Source organism: Candidatus Uabimicrobium helgolandensis, assembly GCF_041508025.1.
Taxonomy (GTDB): domain Bacteria; phylum Planctomycetota; class Uabimicrobiia; order Uabimicrobiales; family Uabimicrobiaceae; genus Uabimicrobium; species Uabimicrobium helgolandensis.
This window is the reverse complement of sequence record NZ_CP165719.1, coordinates 4,758,724-4,775,600: the sequence shown is the minus strand read 5'-3', so window position 1 is coordinate 4,775,600 and position 16,877 is coordinate 4,758,724. Positions and strand designations below refer to the sequence as shown.

The 16,877-nt window shown below is 33.4% G+C and carries 11 protein-coding genes; 5 read left to right on the top strand and 6 right to left on the bottom strand.

Annotated elements, in window-relative coordinates; translation table 11 throughout:
• Positions 1-31: 31 nt before the first annotated feature.
• Positions 32-1,681 carry an amidohydrolase family protein gene (locus UABHE_RS17420; protein ID WP_372364511.1) on the bottom strand — a complete coding sequence of 550 codons (1,650 nt, stop codon included), beginning with the start codon at positions 1,679-1,681 and terminating at the stop codon, positions 32-34.
• 149 nt (positions 1,682-1,830) lie between these two features.
• Between UABHE_RS17420 and UABHE_RS17415 the strand changes: the two genes are divergently transcribed.
• Genes UABHE_RS17415 through UABHE_RS17405 form a run of 3 tightly spaced genes read left to right on the top strand, consistent with a single transcriptional unit; the run spans position 1,831 to position 5,001 of the window.
• Positions 1,831-2,430: a hypothetical protein gene (locus tag UABHE_RS17415; RefSeq protein WP_372364509.1), complete on the top strand. Its 600-nt coding sequence runs from the start codon at positions 1,831-1,833 to the stop codon at positions 2,428-2,430.
• 9 nt (positions 2,431-2,439) lie between these two features.
• Positions 2,440-3,831, top strand: a complete 1,392-nt coding sequence (locus UABHE_RS17410; protein WP_372364507.1) for a serine protease — start codon at positions 2,440-2,442, stop codon at positions 3,829-3,831.
• Between the two features lie 57 nt (positions 3,832-3,888).
• Complete coding sequence (locus UABHE_RS17405) at positions 3,889-5,001, top strand: effector-associated domain EAD1-containing protein (protein WP_372364506.1); 1,113 nt, start codon at positions 3,889-3,891, stop codon at positions 4,999-5,001.
• 13 nt (positions 5,002-5,014) lie between these two features.
• Here UABHE_RS17405 and UABHE_RS17400 read toward each other — a convergent pair whose 3' ends face one another.
• Together UABHE_RS17400 and UABHE_RS17395 are read right to left on the bottom strand one after the other, a co-directional pair.
• On the bottom strand, positions 5,015-6,625 hold the full coding sequence (locus tag UABHE_RS17400) for a phospholipase D-like domain-containing protein (protein WP_372364505.1): 1,611 nt from the start codon (positions 6,623-6,625) through the stop codon (positions 5,015-5,017).
• 10 nt (positions 6,626-6,635) lie between these two features.
• A complete protein-coding gene (locus UABHE_RS17395; RefSeq protein ID WP_372364504.1) occupies positions 6,636-7,211 on the bottom strand; it encodes a hypothetical protein in 576 nt (191 codons plus the stop codon).
• A gap of 294 nt (positions 7,212-7,505) precedes the next feature.
• Here UABHE_RS17395 and UABHE_RS17390 point away from each other — a divergent pair, with 294 nt between their 5' ends.
• Positions 7,506-8,147: a hypothetical protein gene (locus UABHE_RS17390; protein ID WP_372364503.1), complete on the top strand. Its 642-nt coding sequence runs from the start codon at positions 7,506-7,508 to the stop codon at positions 8,145-8,147.
• Between the two features lie 126 nt (positions 8,148-8,273).
• On the top strand, positions 8,274-9,044 hold the full coding sequence (locus UABHE_RS17385) for a hypothetical protein (protein WP_372364502.1): 771 nt from the start codon (positions 8,274-8,276) through the stop codon (positions 9,042-9,044).
• A gap of 172 nt (positions 9,045-9,216) precedes the next feature.
• On the opposite strand, the gene UABHE_RS17380 is transcribed toward UABHE_RS17385, so the two are convergent.
• Genes UABHE_RS17380 through UABHE_RS17370 form a run of 3 tightly spaced genes read right to left on the bottom strand, consistent with a single transcriptional unit; the run spans position 9,217 to position 16,877 of the window.
• A complete protein-coding gene (locus UABHE_RS17380; RefSeq protein ID WP_372364501.1) occupies positions 9,217-10,575 on the bottom strand; it encodes a serine protease in 1,359 nt (452 codons plus the stop codon).
• A 38-nt stretch (positions 10,576-10,613) separates the two neighbouring features.
• Positions 10,614-11,816 carry a serine protease gene (locus UABHE_RS17375; protein ID WP_372364500.1) on the bottom strand — a complete coding sequence of 401 codons (1,203 nt, stop codon included), beginning with the start codon at positions 11,814-11,816 and terminating at the stop codon, positions 10,614-10,616.
• Between the two features lie 60 nt (positions 11,817-11,876).
• Positions 11,877-16,877 (bottom strand): KGGVGR-motif variant AAA ATPase, encoded by a 5,001-nt coding sequence (locus UABHE_RS17370; protein ID WP_372364499.1) that lies wholly within the window; start codon positions 16,875-16,877, stop codon positions 11,877-11,879.

Below are 16,877 nucleotides of genomic sequence, written 5' to 3'. Positions count from 1 at the left end.
AAAGATACAGGAATTCCTGTATCTTTTTGCCTCAAATACACTTTAACCACCCAGGTCCATCACCTCCATGAAAGTTCCTAATTCTAGCTTTCACATCTTCATTTGGTAATCCTAAATAGTTTACAGCATTTAAACCAAACATATCTGCAATTTCATTCGCATCAAACTTGTCACAGTACTGTTCATAATAGTCTTTCAAATAGTTTTGATAATTTTTTTCCTTCGCAATCATTGACCAATCGCTACCATACATTAATCTTTTCTTTACAAGAGGAAATTCGCGCGTCATTTTGTGAAGATTGGAAAAATATTTTTCAACATAAGATTCCTCTTTACCAATACCGTGTACAACACCTTCGTGATATCCGACATCTGCGTAAATATTCGGATACTCTTGCATCAACCGTCCTACCTGCAGCGCCCAACCTTTGTTATAGTTACTAACAAGAGACTCCGCTCCTCCAAAATGAGCTAAATTAATGCGAAGTTTTGCAAATTGTGGTTTTTTTATAAGAGATTCCCAATAGCTAGGAGCCGCGCGCTCTGCGTAACCTTTTCCTGCACCATTACTATTGTTACAGTGAGCCATAATCGGAACATTGTGTTTCGCGCACCATACAAACAATTCCTCAAGAACTTCATCTAGTTTTTTACCAAATGCTCGAGCTTCTTCTGGTGTACTTGTATTAGGAAAATCTTTGTGATTAATATTATCTGTGGCACTAAATCCCATCGGAGGGTATAATTTAACGCCCATAAATCCATGGTTTAAAACAGCATCCTGCACTACCTCAAGAGCATTTTTTTCACCTGATTGTTTTTCCATTTCTCTACGTTCAACTAATCTCCATGGATCAAAAGGAGCAAATAAATGGATTCTACCTTGTTGTTCTTTTGCAATTATGCTCATAACCGCTATTTGCTCTTCTATATAAGAAGTCGGCCTTACTTGACTAGGTTCTTCAACCCAATGATCAAGATCAACCATTGCCCCTAAAAATAAATCTATTTTATTATCAAAATCACTGATTAGTTGTTCCGTAATTTTATATCTAGGTTGAGTAAGAAGGCTTACCCATTCAATATGGCGTATAATAAAAAAAGGTAAGTCAAACATTACTTCCAAAGTTTCTACAAACTCTCTATCGGAGTCGGACGATTTGAGTATCTGATCAATATTAATATCGAGTTCGGTACCTAACTTTTTGCTTTGAATTTCTTTTAATTCCGTTGCTAAAATTTTAAAAATTTGCTTTTCTTTTTTGTCGTTTGAAACTTTATACTGTAAAAGTTTTTCTTGCAATTTTTTATCAAAATCCGTTTTGTTAAAACTCACACTTTCTCGGTTTGGATTACTCAAGTATTCATACTCTTCCGTTGCTGAATATCCTATGCCATGAGCGATTTCAGTAAGCATATACGCCAAACCATCTTTCATTTCATCTGTTAAACCAGTATTTTGATGATTATATAATCCTAGGCCTACTTTTTTTATAAATCCGTATATTGGTAGATCATTAGCATTGAAAACGTGCGCGTGGGTATCAATAATAATCGGTAATTTTTTTGAATTTGAAGTAGACTTTTCTAAACTACAAAGAGAATTTGTTGAGCAACAACCGTTTACTAAAATAGTTCCAAGTAAATATTTTAAAAAAGAACGTCTTGAATAATTTTCCATTGTTTCTCCATTAATAACATATCTAGAACATATTTGTGAAAAGAGAAGAACATTAAACTAAAATTTATTAAAAAAATTATTTTGATACAATATATAATACAAAATATAATTATATAAATACAAATGTTTATATGGAGATAAAAATTTTCATGAAGTTTATTTATATTATAATTTTTATACTGGTATGTTCATGCACTCAAAATCAAATAATCAATAAGCCACCTGAACCAAACGCGAAACAAACAGAAGAAATAGCAGATTTTTCGCAAATAACTAGAGTTCAATATGTAGAGTGGGATGTTTCTGATGTAGAATATTTTGATAGAGTTTCTGATTTGCAACATTCAAAAGTAGTGAGAAAAGCCTTTTTACAAAAATCTTTCAATCCAGAGTTATTACTCGATAATAATAATGATGACCTATTTTCTAAAATTCGACCTCATTGGAGTTGGGAATTAAGAAAAGCAGGAGAAAAAGAAGAATACGAAGATGAAGAAACAGATTGCGAAAACTTCACAAATCGAAATAGAATTAAAATAATGCCTTCTAGTGATTTAGAGGACAAAACTCTTGTAATGTGGTTTGTATATGAGTCAGACACTAAATTGCCAGATAGAAATCTGCCTAACACTTTAAGTATATATCATCTTGACGGATGTAATCACATAACAACATACGAAAAATGTAGGCGCCAAAAAAACAATGGCAAGTATGAAATTTTGAGATACGCTATTTTTCCTCCAAAATAAGAGGTAACAATGAGAAAAATATTAATTGCATTATCCTTTTGTATTACCATTATCTACAGTGATGAGTGGATTAAGTTAAAGCCAAGTAAAATGATAGAGTTACGTGACAGTATGCTACACAACTATGTCCAGAGAAATGATGTAAATACTGCATTACGGCGATTAGATATTCCTGATGGTAGAATAGGCTCCGATAGAGAATCGAATTATGACTATTACTACAATGTAATTAAACATCTGGTGTCAAAAGATCTCTTAGTAAAATGGTTATTTTTCTTAGCACAAGATCCATTTTATAAAGAAGAAAAATACGGATATGTATTTGCTAAAAAATGGATTAGTTACTTAGCAAATGCAGAAAATAATACACAAAAAAATGAAGCAAATTACATACGAGAAAAATTTTTACGACCCAAATACGACATTTTAAAATCGGTAAAATGGTTACAACAGGGATATCAATGTGTTCAGAGCATTGGTCAAGTGAGAACTCCCTCACAAGAAGGAACAGGCTTCTTGATAACAGATGATTTAATAGTAACGAATCATCATGTAATTTCAAGTACCAACATAGCCAAGAAGAGCCAAATAGTTTTCGACTACTATCAAAATATAGATGGCAGTATACAAGAAGCGCCACCAATAAATTTAAACCCTGACAAAGCTTTTTTTGTAGCAAGAAATGGAGACATTGATTTTTCAATTGTTGCTCTTCAAAATAAACAGTCGCGATATGTTCCAAAAATAAAAGAAAAAATAGACAAACAAACTCCGATATATGTAATGCAGCATGCGCAAGGAAACGACTTACAAATATCAATTAATAACAATCAAATAAGAAATATAACAAAAAATTCTGTAAAGTATACTACTCCAACAAAGCAGGGATCTTCCGGGTCACCAGTATTTGACCATAATTGGAATGTCATAGCTGTGCACTGGGGTTCACAAAAAGGCCGCAATGCTGGTACACGTATAAGTAAAATATTACATATTCTTAAAAAAAACTCTGATCCAAATGCCAAAAGAATTTATCATAAAATAATAAAATATCACCAATCAAAGATTGTTAAGATTGTTCCTGAAACTATCAAAAGAGATTTCGACAAAACAGACAACAAGAATATTATTCCAATAAAAAAGAGAAGAAACATCAAAGATTTACTTCCTGAATTTGCCGAAATTGTTGCTCAACAAATCGACGAGGAGTCATTAACAACATCTTTAAAAGCCACCAAAATTAAAAAATACAAAATAACAAAATCAAAAAATTTCTTAGAGTATTGTATGAATGTTGTTGATTATCTACATACAAAAGGAAAATTAGAAAAGTGGTTAAAGTATCTAATTAAAGATGAAAATGAGTTTGCAAAAGAGTGGTACGACAAACTCTACAAGTAATATTCCCAATATAAGAAACAGAGTTCATTATCAATTCTTTAAACTAATGGAAAAAATATGGCTACCGAAAAAACAGTACAAACACAACAACTACTGGAATTAGCACAGCTACTTTGTAAACGTTACCATTCTGAAGACGATATAACGATGGTTATGCAACTAGCAAATATTCATCCCGCCGATGTTAATTTTTCTTTAACAGGTCCTGCAAAAAACATTTGGATGAAATTGTTATCTTGGGCAAATACTAGAACAAAAAACCAAGTTCCTTCTCTAGTAGAAGCCGCTCATCAAATAGACAAGACAAACCGCTACACGGCAGATGCTTTACAACAAATGCGGCGTATTTTTGAGATGGATAGCCCAAGAGAAGACGCAAGAAGAACCACTACCGCTGATGGCCAAGAGAAAAAAGAGACACCGCAAGTCAACAACGTCAAAGAATCTACCGCCAACAACAATAAAAAACACTTAGAAAAGTCTCTTCCAACCACTAGCAAAAAAGAGAATTCGCGAGGGCCTGATTCAGTCGATTTTGAGCTCTACGACGATGCTTATGGCGTAAAAGAAAAAAACTCTAATAAGAAATTAATACTAAAAATAACTGCTATTGCTTGTTTGGGTTTTGTTTTGGTAGATGTATCTCTCAGTGCAATTTATCAATTTTGGCCCGACGAAAATATAAAAAGTGGTGTTTTCGATATTTTAGCTCTAGATACTGCCAGAAATATGACAGAGAGCCAATTACGTGTTTCATTGCAAAGTGTAAGCATTTTAAAACAGGTAAAAGATTCCAAAAATTTCAACGAATTTTGCACCTTCGCTATTCGCGAATTACACAAGGAACAAAAATTAAAGCAGTGGCTACAACATCTCAAAAACCAAAAATATACATTTGCCAAAAAACAATATATTGAACTATATGTCATTATTCCGCTTGCAAAAGATACAGCTGAAAACATGGAGAGAAGTGCACTACGTATATCCTTGAAAAAGATACGCGCCAGTATTCACCAAATTGACGAGTCTAACAACTTTGAAGAATACTGTATTATTGTAGTTAAGGATCTACAAGCTAAAGATTTGCTTAAAAAATGGTTAGAGCATCTCAAGGAAGAAGAATATACATTCGTACAAAAATGGTTAAACGAAATTTCTTCCCAAAAATAAATGTCGATACGCCTTAGTCTCGATATTCAAAAAGCATTTCTAAATCAAGAGTAGCCTCTGGCTGGCGATTGTCAAAAACGGACTTCGGTATATATTTATAGTGTTTTGCGATAGGAGCTTCTCCATTAAAACCATAAACTCTCTTATCTTCCAAAGGGTATAACCACAGTCGCGTTTCTTCTGACTGCGCGACTTTTGTAAACTGATTCAGTAAAGTTTCACTAATATCAGAAAGTTGGAAATGCTCTTGTGCAAGACGACGTCGAAAATTAGAAACAGCGATTTGGTCTTCAACAACTATTCCAATCTCGGTGTCCCAAGTTCCGGTAAAACTTCTTTTGTTAATATTTGCAGAACCAAGTATCGCAATTTGTTCATCAACGATCATTAACTTAGAATGTACGTATATTTGCGCAAGTTTATTTGTGCCTTGTTCTTTGTTAGCAAGAGTAAAAAAACCGACGTAATCGTGAACATCTTTTCCATATTGTTGTGCTACTTCCTCTAATTCTTTATAAACAAAGGCGCGCACTTTTAACTGCAAGTCATAAATTCCGCGCGCTATCATTTCTTCTGGATGAAAACCCGGGATTGCAGGGAGCAAAATAATTACCTCAAATTTTTGGTTTTGTTGCATTGCTTTTTTGATGCGCTCGACAACAGCAACAACAACCCCGTGTGGCTCAGATTCCGATTTAATAAAATACTGATTTTCGATGTAAATAGAACGTTGTGCTTTTGCAATATAGTCGATATAGGCATCTCGATATGTAGTAACCACTGTGTCATCTTGCAACTCAATACATTTGTTATCAATAGAACACACAACTCTCACCGAAGAAGTATGCTCCTTTGTTTTTTCGTAACTTTCTCGTTTCCAATTTGATAGTTTTTCGTTTGTTCTACCCATCATTTTTTGCACAAATTTAGAAGAGTTGTAAAGTTTATTCCATCTTCCGCAAAATACCTCTGCAATATCACCTACTGCAGGACCTTCAACTTTCGCATGGATATCATGCCAACCTACGCGTGCTTCTTTTGGCAAATCTTGTTCGTTATGAAAATCATAAACTCCTATGCGAGTATAGGGATTGTACTCATCTTCGTAATCGTATTTTTCTACAAAAGGTGATAAGTAACTGTAAAGAGTTGGATGATTGACAGAAGCAAACGATAGATGCTCGCAATTATCCCAACGCCCTCCAGCAAGGTCTATTCCACCAATATAAGCCATTTTTAAATCGATAACCGTAAACTTTTGGTGATGAGACAGAAGAACAGTTTTTGGATTGCGTCCTACTTCATCAGAAACAATTTCCACGTGTTTTAAATCAGAAAAAATATCCTGAACTCTTTCATTTTCATTCGTTGGACGATCCCACAGCAAAATCTTAACTTTTACATTCGGAATTTCTTGCAAAACATCAAACAACGTTTCATCTTTGTTATCTTCCTGATCAGGTGTTAAATGAATAAAAGGATCTAGCCTCCAGCCAGCAATATAAACCGACTCTTTTGCCGCTAAAATATCATCCCGAAGTTTAGACATCATTTCTTTGGCGTCAGAAAAAAACGCAACTTTATTAGTTTTTGTATTCGCAAATTTCAAATCATGACCACTCATTTCATTACCCCTATCTATTTAAAATTGCTTTAACTTTCTTATTTGCGGCGACTAAATTAACGTGACCAGAATCTTGTTTTAGCGCATTTGAGACGAGCTCTGCAACACGATTTGTAACTCTGGTATTAGCTCTTTCCAACAAATAAAGCCAATCTTTTTTGGGAACTCCAATATATTTGAAATCTTCTATTTTTATATCATTGGTAAGTGAGATTACTATTTCAATAGTATCTCTATCGTATATAGCTTTTGCCAATAACTCTGCAATATCAAATAACTCCTGTGCGGTGAATGTATAAGAAAAATCACTTTTTGATTGTATAGTTTCTTCAGGCAGATTCTCCGACTTAAGATAATCTCGAACAAACGCAATTTCACTATTCGCAAGACTTTGTAACCACAAGTGTAGTTTATTCTCTTTGTGCAAATATTTGATTACATTTTGATAATAAACAAGTCCATTATTTGCACTGTCTATTTTTTGAGGATTTATATTTATTTTCATCAGCGCAAAGTCCACGTCATTTTTAGTTAGGTAATTATCGATACATTTTTCTGCCAGATTTGCAATTTCTTCAGGGGTCATTCTACGCCTTTCTTTTAAATATATTCAAAAATTTACAATTAATTTGTTGCAAAATTTTATTAGCAAAGCAAAATCTAATTCACAGTTATTCGCTTTGTTTCATAGTTATTATAACCTATATATATAATTTTTATAGAGGCAGATTTGTCTTTAATCAATTTTTCAACTAAATTAAAAACACCGCTAGATGTTAGCTCTAATTTTAAATTACCCTTTTCAAAAAAAAACTTACCTAGTATAAGTATATGTTCATACTCAAGCATAATATTTTAAATTTTTTCATAGAGGAATCATATGGATGTTCGAGATTTGAAAGAAATAGCAGATTTATTAGCCAAAGGAATAACAGACGCAGAAAAAATAAAAATAGTTATTCAACTAACAACAGACTTAGAGTTAAATCAATTAACATTTTCTAATAATGCACATAATGACTGGTTTGAGTTTTTAATTGCTGCAAATAATCGTGTAAACAATCGAGTTTTTGAATTAGTCAATAATGCGTTTTCTATCGATAAAACTCAAAAGCATCTCAATCTTGCTTTACAGAAAGTAAAAAGCTTACGAGATCCAGTAACAATTATCCAAACTATGCCTTCTGGTCCTATAGTACCAAGTGATCAAGTTGATAACAGTATTATTAACGCATATGCAGAATTGTATAGCGGAATTCGCGCTCGAGAAATAGTCATTAATGCAAACCGCTTGTGCCAACAAGCTAATTCTGATGCGCAAACCACAATTAAACAATCATCTTTACCTTCACTCGATGTTGCCCCCAACAGATATTGGCATGCTGTTTTTAATGAAGCGCGACTTCATGGCCCAAAAATGCTCACATCTTTGCTACTAGTCGTAAATAAGACACTCCTGCCTCAAAATGTCAAAAACAACATAGACTATTTAGTTAATTATCTTGAAGTATCTCACAAATAATTCTTTGACAATAAACAAATTTTTTCTTATTCGCATTTTTTAATTTGTTTTTTTGTTTTTCAACTACATAATTAAATTAGCTATTAATTATTTTATGTGATTTTAACTTAAGGTAGGAAAGTGATCATGAATAAGATGAAATATTTGTTGTTAGTTCTTTTGTCTATTTTAATTCCAATTCTAACAATAGCACAACTAAATAATTCTATAGAAGAAAGACATCAAAAAGCTCTATTCACAATTTCAGAGCATTATCTTGATAAATCTTTTGCTATCGAAAACTCTTTAGAGAAGACAGGCTATACACCCCTCAATAGAAAAATTTGGGATGACTTTCCGATCTTGCGTAAAATTGAAGCCGCATATATATCAGCAGAAATAACTAATCACGGTTCTGGAAAGTATTTGCTAGCAATACTTTCTAAAAGTTTAGCACAAAACTACCAAAATGCGATAACCGAAAACTTATATTTAAAAGAATACTTGAGTATTCCAATTCCTTCTAACACTAAACTTGCGTACTCAAATATTAGCAAAGAAACTATACAACAACAAAGAGCAAAACTTCCAAATTCTATCAAACAAGCTATTATTGTTTTATCTCAATATAGCAACGGCGGAGCCATTGGCGGAGTAGAGAATATTTTGGCTCATTATTTTAATCTTCCTATTGAAAAAAGTTACGAGATATTAAGTAGTAGTAATAACAGTAGGGAGGCGTTAGAACGAGGTATAAAAGCTGTAAAACCCGAACTTCGCAACAACAAAATCTCTCAATTAGTTCGTGTTGTTGATGCTTCATATACCAGTGCTCGTTCACATACAGAACTAGATTTTTTTAGAGTTAGAGAAATAGACTGTCTACGTGCAGCCAGAGCGTTTCACTCTGTACCATAATTGACAAACAAGAGCCTTGTTTTCAGTATTATATAAAGCTTCTTTACATTTTAGACTCTGAAAAACGACTTAATAGCAACTATCTATTTTTTTAAGGTCGATTGAATAATTCTTTTTGACACAAACCAACTATTTTCTTAATAAAAAGTTTAATTTAATTTTCTACGCATATCTATCTTTGATGATCTAAAATTTTCTGATAGATTTTTTGCGCATTTTCATTGTTATGATTCTTTAAAATAGACATAACTTTACTAATACGCGTACCAATGTTTCGTTTTTCATCTTTGCCCCAATGAACACCAATGATGTTCCAATCATGGTCAAAAATCGGCGATCCAGATGAACCTTTGGCGGTAGGCGACATATAACGTAAAGAAGTTTCATTGATTTCTTTAATTTCATTGTTATTTAGACCTATTTTCATGTCATTTGAATCTGGATGTTGCAAAATGTAAACGGATTCTTTGCTACCTATGTTTTCGCGTATTTTTGGTATATAACGGTCTTCTTGTGGCTCACTTAGCGAAATAATTGCAATATCAACTTCTCTTTCTTCATCTAAAAGAGAGAAGAATACATTCTCAGGATCTAGAGTTTTTGCTTGTGGAGCAATTGTATTCTCTTCATTTCTAAAGTAATCAAACTCAACAATAGCACCATTTGCTACATTTTCATCCGAGATTACGTGCCAGTTAGTTACCAGTAAGTCTTTGGCAATTAAAAAACCTGTTCCCCCTCCATCCCCGACCAGTAAATTTGCTACACATTCTATACTTTTATAGCCTTTGTATAACCAATTAACGGGTTTTAATAAATCTTTGCCTGGGCGCCAAATTTTTTCGCGAATGTAATTTGCTTTGTCTTTCTTATTTTTGTCTATATCGTCAACTTTTACTAACAAATTCAACCATTCGCGGACAAATACATAACCATAGTCTTCTGGATCAAGCAGATCTATAGCTAATTTCTGTAACCACTGCACTAACATACGTTTTGGTTCTAGATGTTTTATTATATTCACATAGTAATATTGTAAAGTGCCTGCATTTGGTATTGTAGCTGGAAAAACACCAATATCTTCAAGAGCTTGTTTGGCGCGATCAAGAGAAACGTAATTCTTGACCAAATCGCGACTTAGATCGCCAATCTCTGGCAATGTCAAGCGACGCCAACCTTCCATCGATTGTACTTTGAGTACTGATTTTTCCTTTTTAGAATTTGCATTTTTGTGACTGTGTTGCTGTGTGCCATCGAAAATTTCAGTTACTTTATTCATCGATGCAATTAAATCCTTATGTGTTGGGTCTTGCTTCAGAATATTTTCGACAAGCTCATACACTCTATTTGTTTGGCGATTATTCGCATATTGAAGTAGCTTGAACCACTGATTTCGCAAGCTCCCTCTAAGCGCTAAATTATGTAATTCAATGTCTCGAGTGAGCTGCACCGCTAATTCCATATCATCTATACTACATGCGCGAGCTAGCAAGTTTGCTATTTCTAACAAAGTCGCAGAGTTAACATCCATTACTATCCTCTTTTATTCTAAAAAAATATTCTCTGTTATTATAACAAAGCATTATAAAGATCTTTTTTGCCTTTTTCATTCAAATCTTCTATGAGAGTCCATATAGGAAGCGCATAGTTTTGCTCGCGATGAACACCACCCCAATGAATCGCGATTACTTTGCCTGATTCGATATCAATTAATGGAGCACCACTGCATCCGCCAAGAGTCGAACAATCGTGATATATACGTGGTTCAATATTTTTGTTCACTGCTACTTGCTCTACTGAACGTATTGTTCCTGGCATAATATGTTTGTAATCGTAGTGCTCAAAAATGCGTAAATCGGAAACATAAGCTCTCTCGTCAATTGCTGGATGCCCAAGCACATAAACTTTACGATCTTTTAGGTCATCATCGGAGTACTTATTTGTGTCTACTTCTAAATAACCGTGGGATTTTTTCAAAGTTAGCAAGCCGTAGTCCAAATGACTAGAAACAAAAGGAGATCCAAGTGAAAGGCGCTGTTGTTTTTTCTCCTTAGCATTGTAAACAGCATTAAAGTCAATCGCTGGAGTCGATCCCATTTTTACCAAATTAAATTTACCGGTAAAAAAACGTCCGTTGTAATCCTGAAAATTTAACTCGTAAAAACCATTGTTAGTTAACACGTGACGGTTAGTAACAACAAGATTTTCTCTAAATAAAAGTGCACCTGTTCCCTGCCAGTAATTAGAATTAAACAACCCAATACGCCCTACTTTGTGGGCATTACTAAGCATTGCTTGCTGTTTTTCCCCAGTAATAATCTCGCGCCAATTCTGATCATTTCCTCTCACAACCCCCAAACGCTCAAGATCATCTTCTCGCAAAGTATACTTACTGTATTCCTCCCTCACAGCTAGAGCTGGACGATATTTTGCACAAATAATCGCTTCCCAACCATCGCGATAGCGCCCAAAACTTTCTTTTACACTAACATTTACTTCGTTATATAGCTGGTCTAGCACTTTTTGCATTTGTAATAACTGTCGCCAAGACGTTTCTCTTTGCGTGATAAGATATTGAATTTGTTGGCGTTGCTCAAAAGCGTTATCATTATTTTGTTCAGTGCCATAAGAAGAAAAATCCTTTTGTAAATGTTCTAATTCGGAAGTAACTCTTTCTATGAGTGTTTGTCGAGACTTCACTTCCTGTTCTAAATCAGCAATAACCAGATCTTTACCCTCTTTATTATCGAAGTCTTTAATTATTGTATTCATTGATTTTCCTGTTTAAAGTCACACTGCGATTTTTTAAAAGATGATGTCATTGATATAATATTACACATCTATTTGTATCTTATCCAACTCTTGAGATTTTGCACGTATTTTTTGTATTAATTCATTATATTCTGATGTACTGCGTATAAAGTCAAAATCTCGTTCTTTGTTTAGGCGATACAAATTGACAAAGCCTTTATCAAAGGCGAGATTTAGCTGCTCGAGTGCTTGATGTTTTTCTTCTTGTAAAGAATATACGCGAGCTAAATTGTAATATGCAGTACTACCTGCATACCCTTTGTTTATTCTAGCAATTGTTTTATTTACTTCTTTCATATTATTTTGCTTTTGATAGAGTACAGCAATACTACTGAGGATAACGACTACAAGTCTCTTATCTTGCGTCAAACTTAACGCTTGTTGTTTATATATTAGCGATCTTGCCATTTGATTTTGAGCCTTATATACACGACTAATACGGTATAAAACATCTCCTATTATAGAAAAATCGCCGATTTTCTTTCTTAAACCAAGTGATTCATCATAGTACTCAAGAGCTAGATTTAGCTCTCCTTTGTCAAAGTACACATTACCTACATTGCATAAACTGCGAGCTATTGGTAAAGGCCTATTTCTTTTTTTTGTCAATTCAAGTGATTCATTATAATACTTAAGAGCTAAATCTACCTCTCCTTTGTCAAAACATACACCGCCTATACGACCCAAAATTAAAGCTATTTCAATAGAATTATTGGTTTTCTTTACCAACTCAAATGCTTTATTGTAGCAGTTGAGAGCTAGATCTAACTTTCCTTGATCGCAATATAACCTACCAACGTTCATCAAGCTAATAGCATTTGCATTTTCCAAAAGTGATTCACTGTAATACTTGAGAGCTAAATCGAGTTCTCCCATACAATGATATGTAATGGCTATATTATGTAGTATAACGACTGTCCCATTAAAGTCTCCCGCTTTTTCTTTTAATTTAAGCGATTTATCGTAATATTCAAGAGCTAAATCTAACTCGCCTTTATCATACAGTGTATTAGCTATCATATCACAAAAATGTATGGTATCATCTTTTTCTCTTTCTTGTTCTAAAATTTTACTATAATACCGAATGGCTAAACCAAACTCTCCTCTTTTCTTACAAACACTAGCAATATCTTTTAGGGGCTTTTGTTCTAAGATAACTTCTTCTATTTGTACATCATCTACACCGTTTAATAGCATTTCAACAGACAATTCTTTTCTCATTTCAGGAACAAAGATAGCGATTCTTTTCATTTCTTCATATACGATTAAGTGTTTGTAATCTAAATAAACATCGTGATTTGGTACTTTTATCTTTTGTTGTACCTTGGTATTTAAGTGTGCACAATGAATGCGCTCAAAATGCTCTAGTATATGTTCTAAAAAATTTCTCTTTTTTGCTCCACTAATACGAATACAAATTTTATCTTTTATCTGATCAACATCTATTAGTGCCATACTCATACCATCTTGTATATAAACACCTTCTCGCCAACAAATTTGGTACCATTTTTGAGTTTTGGCAATAAAGTGAGCTATAATAACTGGAGATAGAATTTCATACTCGTATTCAAAAATAATACCCGTGTTAGGCCAATATAACTGTGGTTTTTCAAATGCAAATTGTTGTGGGATGAGTAATTTATTATCTTTAAGATCAAAACACATCTTAAATTTTTTCATAACTGCTATTGTATAAGCGCTGTTTTGCGCATTACTCTGTAGTAGTTTCTCTACGTCGCTTTTTGTTAACATACCTTCTAGCGAATCTTCGTTTAGTACAGAGTCAATCATTGTTACTAGCCAAGCCGGTTTCACGACAATTATTTCCGCTAAATCACTGTTATCTCGAAAATATAGAACTATACCTAAATCATGTAAGAATTGTAATAAAATTTCTCCGTGCTCTTTAGTTATCTGCTGACTAGAACATAGTTTTTGATAGTGTGAATAAGTAACAAAATTATCAGAGAGTTCTTCTAATTGCTTTTTTACTTCAAACCAACTTAATACCCAAGATGTGCGCACATACTCTAATTGACTAACTGTTTCTTTTACCGCCTCTCTTAGTCGACGAAAACCCTCTTCTGTTTCTGGAAACAACCCAATAAAATCTTTAATTGTCGGATATTTATTTTTTAAAGCTATGCGGTCAATAAGCGAATCGTCCTCGTCGGCAGCTTTATTCACGACAATCAAAACAGGTACACTACCCGCAAGATCAGCAATAGTGCTCAACCAGTAATCTAGATGTTCATACTTATCTTCTCGATTTATATCCCACAAAAAAACATACAAACTGCGTTTCGTAATAAACAACCAATGAATCTTATTTCGAATCTCCGGTCCTAAATCTAATATATTAAGTTTAATTTTTTGATTTGAGCGCAGTTGTAATTGCCAAGTTGTTGTGTTTATCAATTCTGTTATATTTTTTAGCACACTATTTGATTTTTCACTGAGCTTTTCCAAAAACTGCTTTTCTTTTTTTTGTTCCCCAAAGATAACCATTTTTATTTCCAGTAATTTTGTTTCTTTGTTTTGCTTTTGAAGATGTAAAAGATACTTAATTTGTTCAACAGGCAAAAATTCGTATATTTTAGAGGGAAGTTCAAAGTCATTCCCCTGTAGATTTAGAACTTTCAAACAAGAAAGTTCTTTCATTTCTTGTGGTAATAATAGCAATTCATTTCTGTCAAGAAATAGTATTGTAAGATTAGTTAGTTTTGCTATTTCTTTTGGCAAAGTTTTCAAACGATTACCACTTAAATTGAGAACGGTAAGACTTTCAAGATTTCCTATTTCTTCTGGTAATTCTGTTAATTCGTTGTCACTCAAGTCGAGCATGGTAAGATTGTGAAGTTGACCAATCTCTTTTGGCAAAGTTTTTATTTTATTTCCACTAAGGTATAAAGTTGTGAGATTTTTAAGATAACCTATTTCTTTAGGCAAACTAGCCAATTGATTGTGATCGCAAAATAGCTCATTCAATTGCGAAAACTGCATAATGTTGTACGGTAACTCTTTCAAGGAATTCTCACCAAGATATAGAGTTCTAAGACTTTTAAGTTTCCCAATATTTATAGGTAATGCTATCAATTTGTTATTTCCAAAATACAACTTTTTCAAATTAATAAGGTTTCCTATTTCCTGCGATAACTCTTTTATTTGATTATTATCACAAAACAATTCTTCTAATTTGTTTAGTTGCCCTATTCCTTTTGGCAGCTGGGTTAACTTATTTTCTCCTACGTACAATTTTCTCAGTTCGTTTAATTGTGTAATTTCTGCGGATAATTCGATAAAAAAGTTGTTGTCAAGGTACAGTTCATTGAGCTTTGTACATTTATCTATTTCTTTCGGTAAGGTTGTTAACCTATTATTTCGCAAATCTAGAATACGTAGGTTTTTTAGTTGAGAAAGAGACGGCAAAATTGACAGTTCATTTTTACTAATATCTAGTTTGGTAAGTTTTTTAAGTTGGCTTATTCCAGGAAGCTCTTCCAAGCGATTGCTTCTTAAATCAAGAACAGAAAGATGGTAAAGCTTTTCCATTTCTTTTGGTAATTTATTTAGCTTATTAACGCTCAAATCTAATCTTTTCAGATTTGAGAGCGAAACGATCTCTGGTGGCAATTCTCTTAATTTATTGTTATGCAAAACCAGAGTATTGAGTTCTGAGAGTTCACCGATTTCTCCGGGTAGAGATTGCAAAATATTTTCAGAAATATCAAGATAAATTAGTTTTTTTAGTTTACTAATACTACCTGTAACATTACCTAGAAAATTTTTATGCAAATTTAAAACCTTACAACCTGAATGATCATTTAGACTGTTGGAGTTAAGAATTCTTAGCTTTTGGTTACTTAAGTCTAAATTATTTATCGATATATCAACAAATTCAAGCTCTTCTCTCAAGCGCAATTTATCTCGTTCAGGCCAAAACTTTTTTGCCATTTCTAAATTTTCATCGCAAAGTAACAAATCCACAGCTTTATCTTGTTTTATCCATAAGTTATACCGAAACTGTATTCTTTCACGCATATTTTGTCGCATATACAACCGAATGATATTACTACGTTCATGTTGAAGAATCTCTTGTATATCGAGATCCTTTTTCGACAAACGCTTTGCAATAAGCAACATCGCTTTTAGTAATAGGCCTGGAAGAGCCATGCTCTCTTGGAAAAATACCAAAATTTCTTCGTAATTGTAAAAAGGAACGTAAGGTATTTGCATCTCACTCCAATAGTTCTTTCTCTCAATAGAAAAATCTTCTATTATTTTCGAAAATTTATTAATAGCATAATTGTAGGTAGAGTTCAAGCGGTCAGATTCTGCAGAGTCGACACGGGAAAGAAGAGGATAAATTATTCTTTCTTTGATCTCGTTTCTTTTCCAAGAGTTACAAATAGCATTTGCTATTTTTGCCGCGCCTTGGATACTCTGATTATTTAATGTAAAAAGTAACACCACAATATCTGGCATTTGAATAGTACAAATTCCCGAAGTATCACTTACTCCTGTACGGCTATCAATAAGAATGTAGTCATAATTTTGGCGTAGTAATTCTTTTACTTCTTCTAAAAAATATCCTCCTTGAAGGCGTTCGTGAAAATTAGCCCAATCAAAAGAAGTAACAGTTGATGGATAAGCAGAGTTTTGACAACCAGCCCCAATAAAATCAAGACAACCATCATTTTTGAAATCCCAGTCAATACTTTGTTTATAATCACCACTAAAAAAGCGTTCGGTATACTCGTCATACCAATTTTCAGACTCTGATTCTTCTAATGTTGCAAAGGCATATTCTGAAACTAATTCAATAATCCCTTTGGTATTTTCTAGGTCAGGGTCTAGTAAAAAAGGATCAAAGTAACGGTGAAGACCAGGAGCTTCTAAATCCCAATCTATAGCAAGAACATTATAACCAGAACTGGCTAAAGCCCATGCGGTATTTGCCAAGGCCATAGAACGTCCAGTCCCCCCTTTGTAGGAGTAAAAAGTGATAAATTTTCCTAACAT

Excerpts from the sequence above, each read along its gene's own strand:
- UABHE_RS17390 (WP_372364503.1), top strand. The coding sequence starts at position 7,506 with ATGGATGTTCGAGATTTGAAAGAAATAGCAGATTTATTAGCCAAAGGA.
- UABHE_RS17415 (WP_372364509.1), top strand. The coding sequence starts at position 1,831 with ATGAAGTTTATTTATATTATAATTTTTATACTGGTATGTTCATGCACT.
- UABHE_RS17405 (WP_372364506.1), top strand. The coding sequence starts at position 3,889 with ATGGCTACCGAAAAAACAGTACAAACACAACAACTACTGGAATTAGCA.
- UABHE_RS17410 (WP_372364507.1), top strand. The coding sequence starts at position 2,440 with ATGAGAAAAATATTAATTGCATTATCCTTTTGTATTACCATTATCTAC.
- UABHE_RS17395 (WP_372364504.1), bottom strand. The coding sequence starts at position 7,211 with ATGACCCCTGAAGAAATTGCAAATCTGGCAGAAAAATGTATCGATAAT.
- UABHE_RS17400 (WP_372364505.1), bottom strand. The coding sequence starts at position 6,625 with ATGAGTGGTCATGATTTGAAATTTGCGAATACAAAAACTAATAAAGTT.
- UABHE_RS17380 (WP_372364501.1), bottom strand. The coding sequence starts at position 10,575 with ATGGATGTTAACTCTGCGACTTTGTTAGAAATAGCAAACTTGCTAGCT.
- UABHE_RS17375 (WP_372364500.1), bottom strand. The coding sequence starts at position 11,816 with ATGAATACAATAATTAAAGACTTCGATAATAAAGAGGGTAAAGATCTG.
- UABHE_RS17370 (WP_372364499.1), bottom strand. The coding sequence starts at position 16,877 with ATGTTAGGAAAATTTATCACTTTTTACTCCTACAAAGGGGGGACTGGA.
- UABHE_RS17385 (WP_372364502.1), top strand. The coding sequence starts at position 8,274 with ATGAATAAGATGAAATATTTGTTGTTAGTTCTTTTGTCTATTTTAATT.
- UABHE_RS17420 (WP_372364511.1), bottom strand. The coding sequence starts at position 1,681 with ATGGAAAATTATTCAAGACGTTCTTTTTTAAAATATTTACTTGGAACT.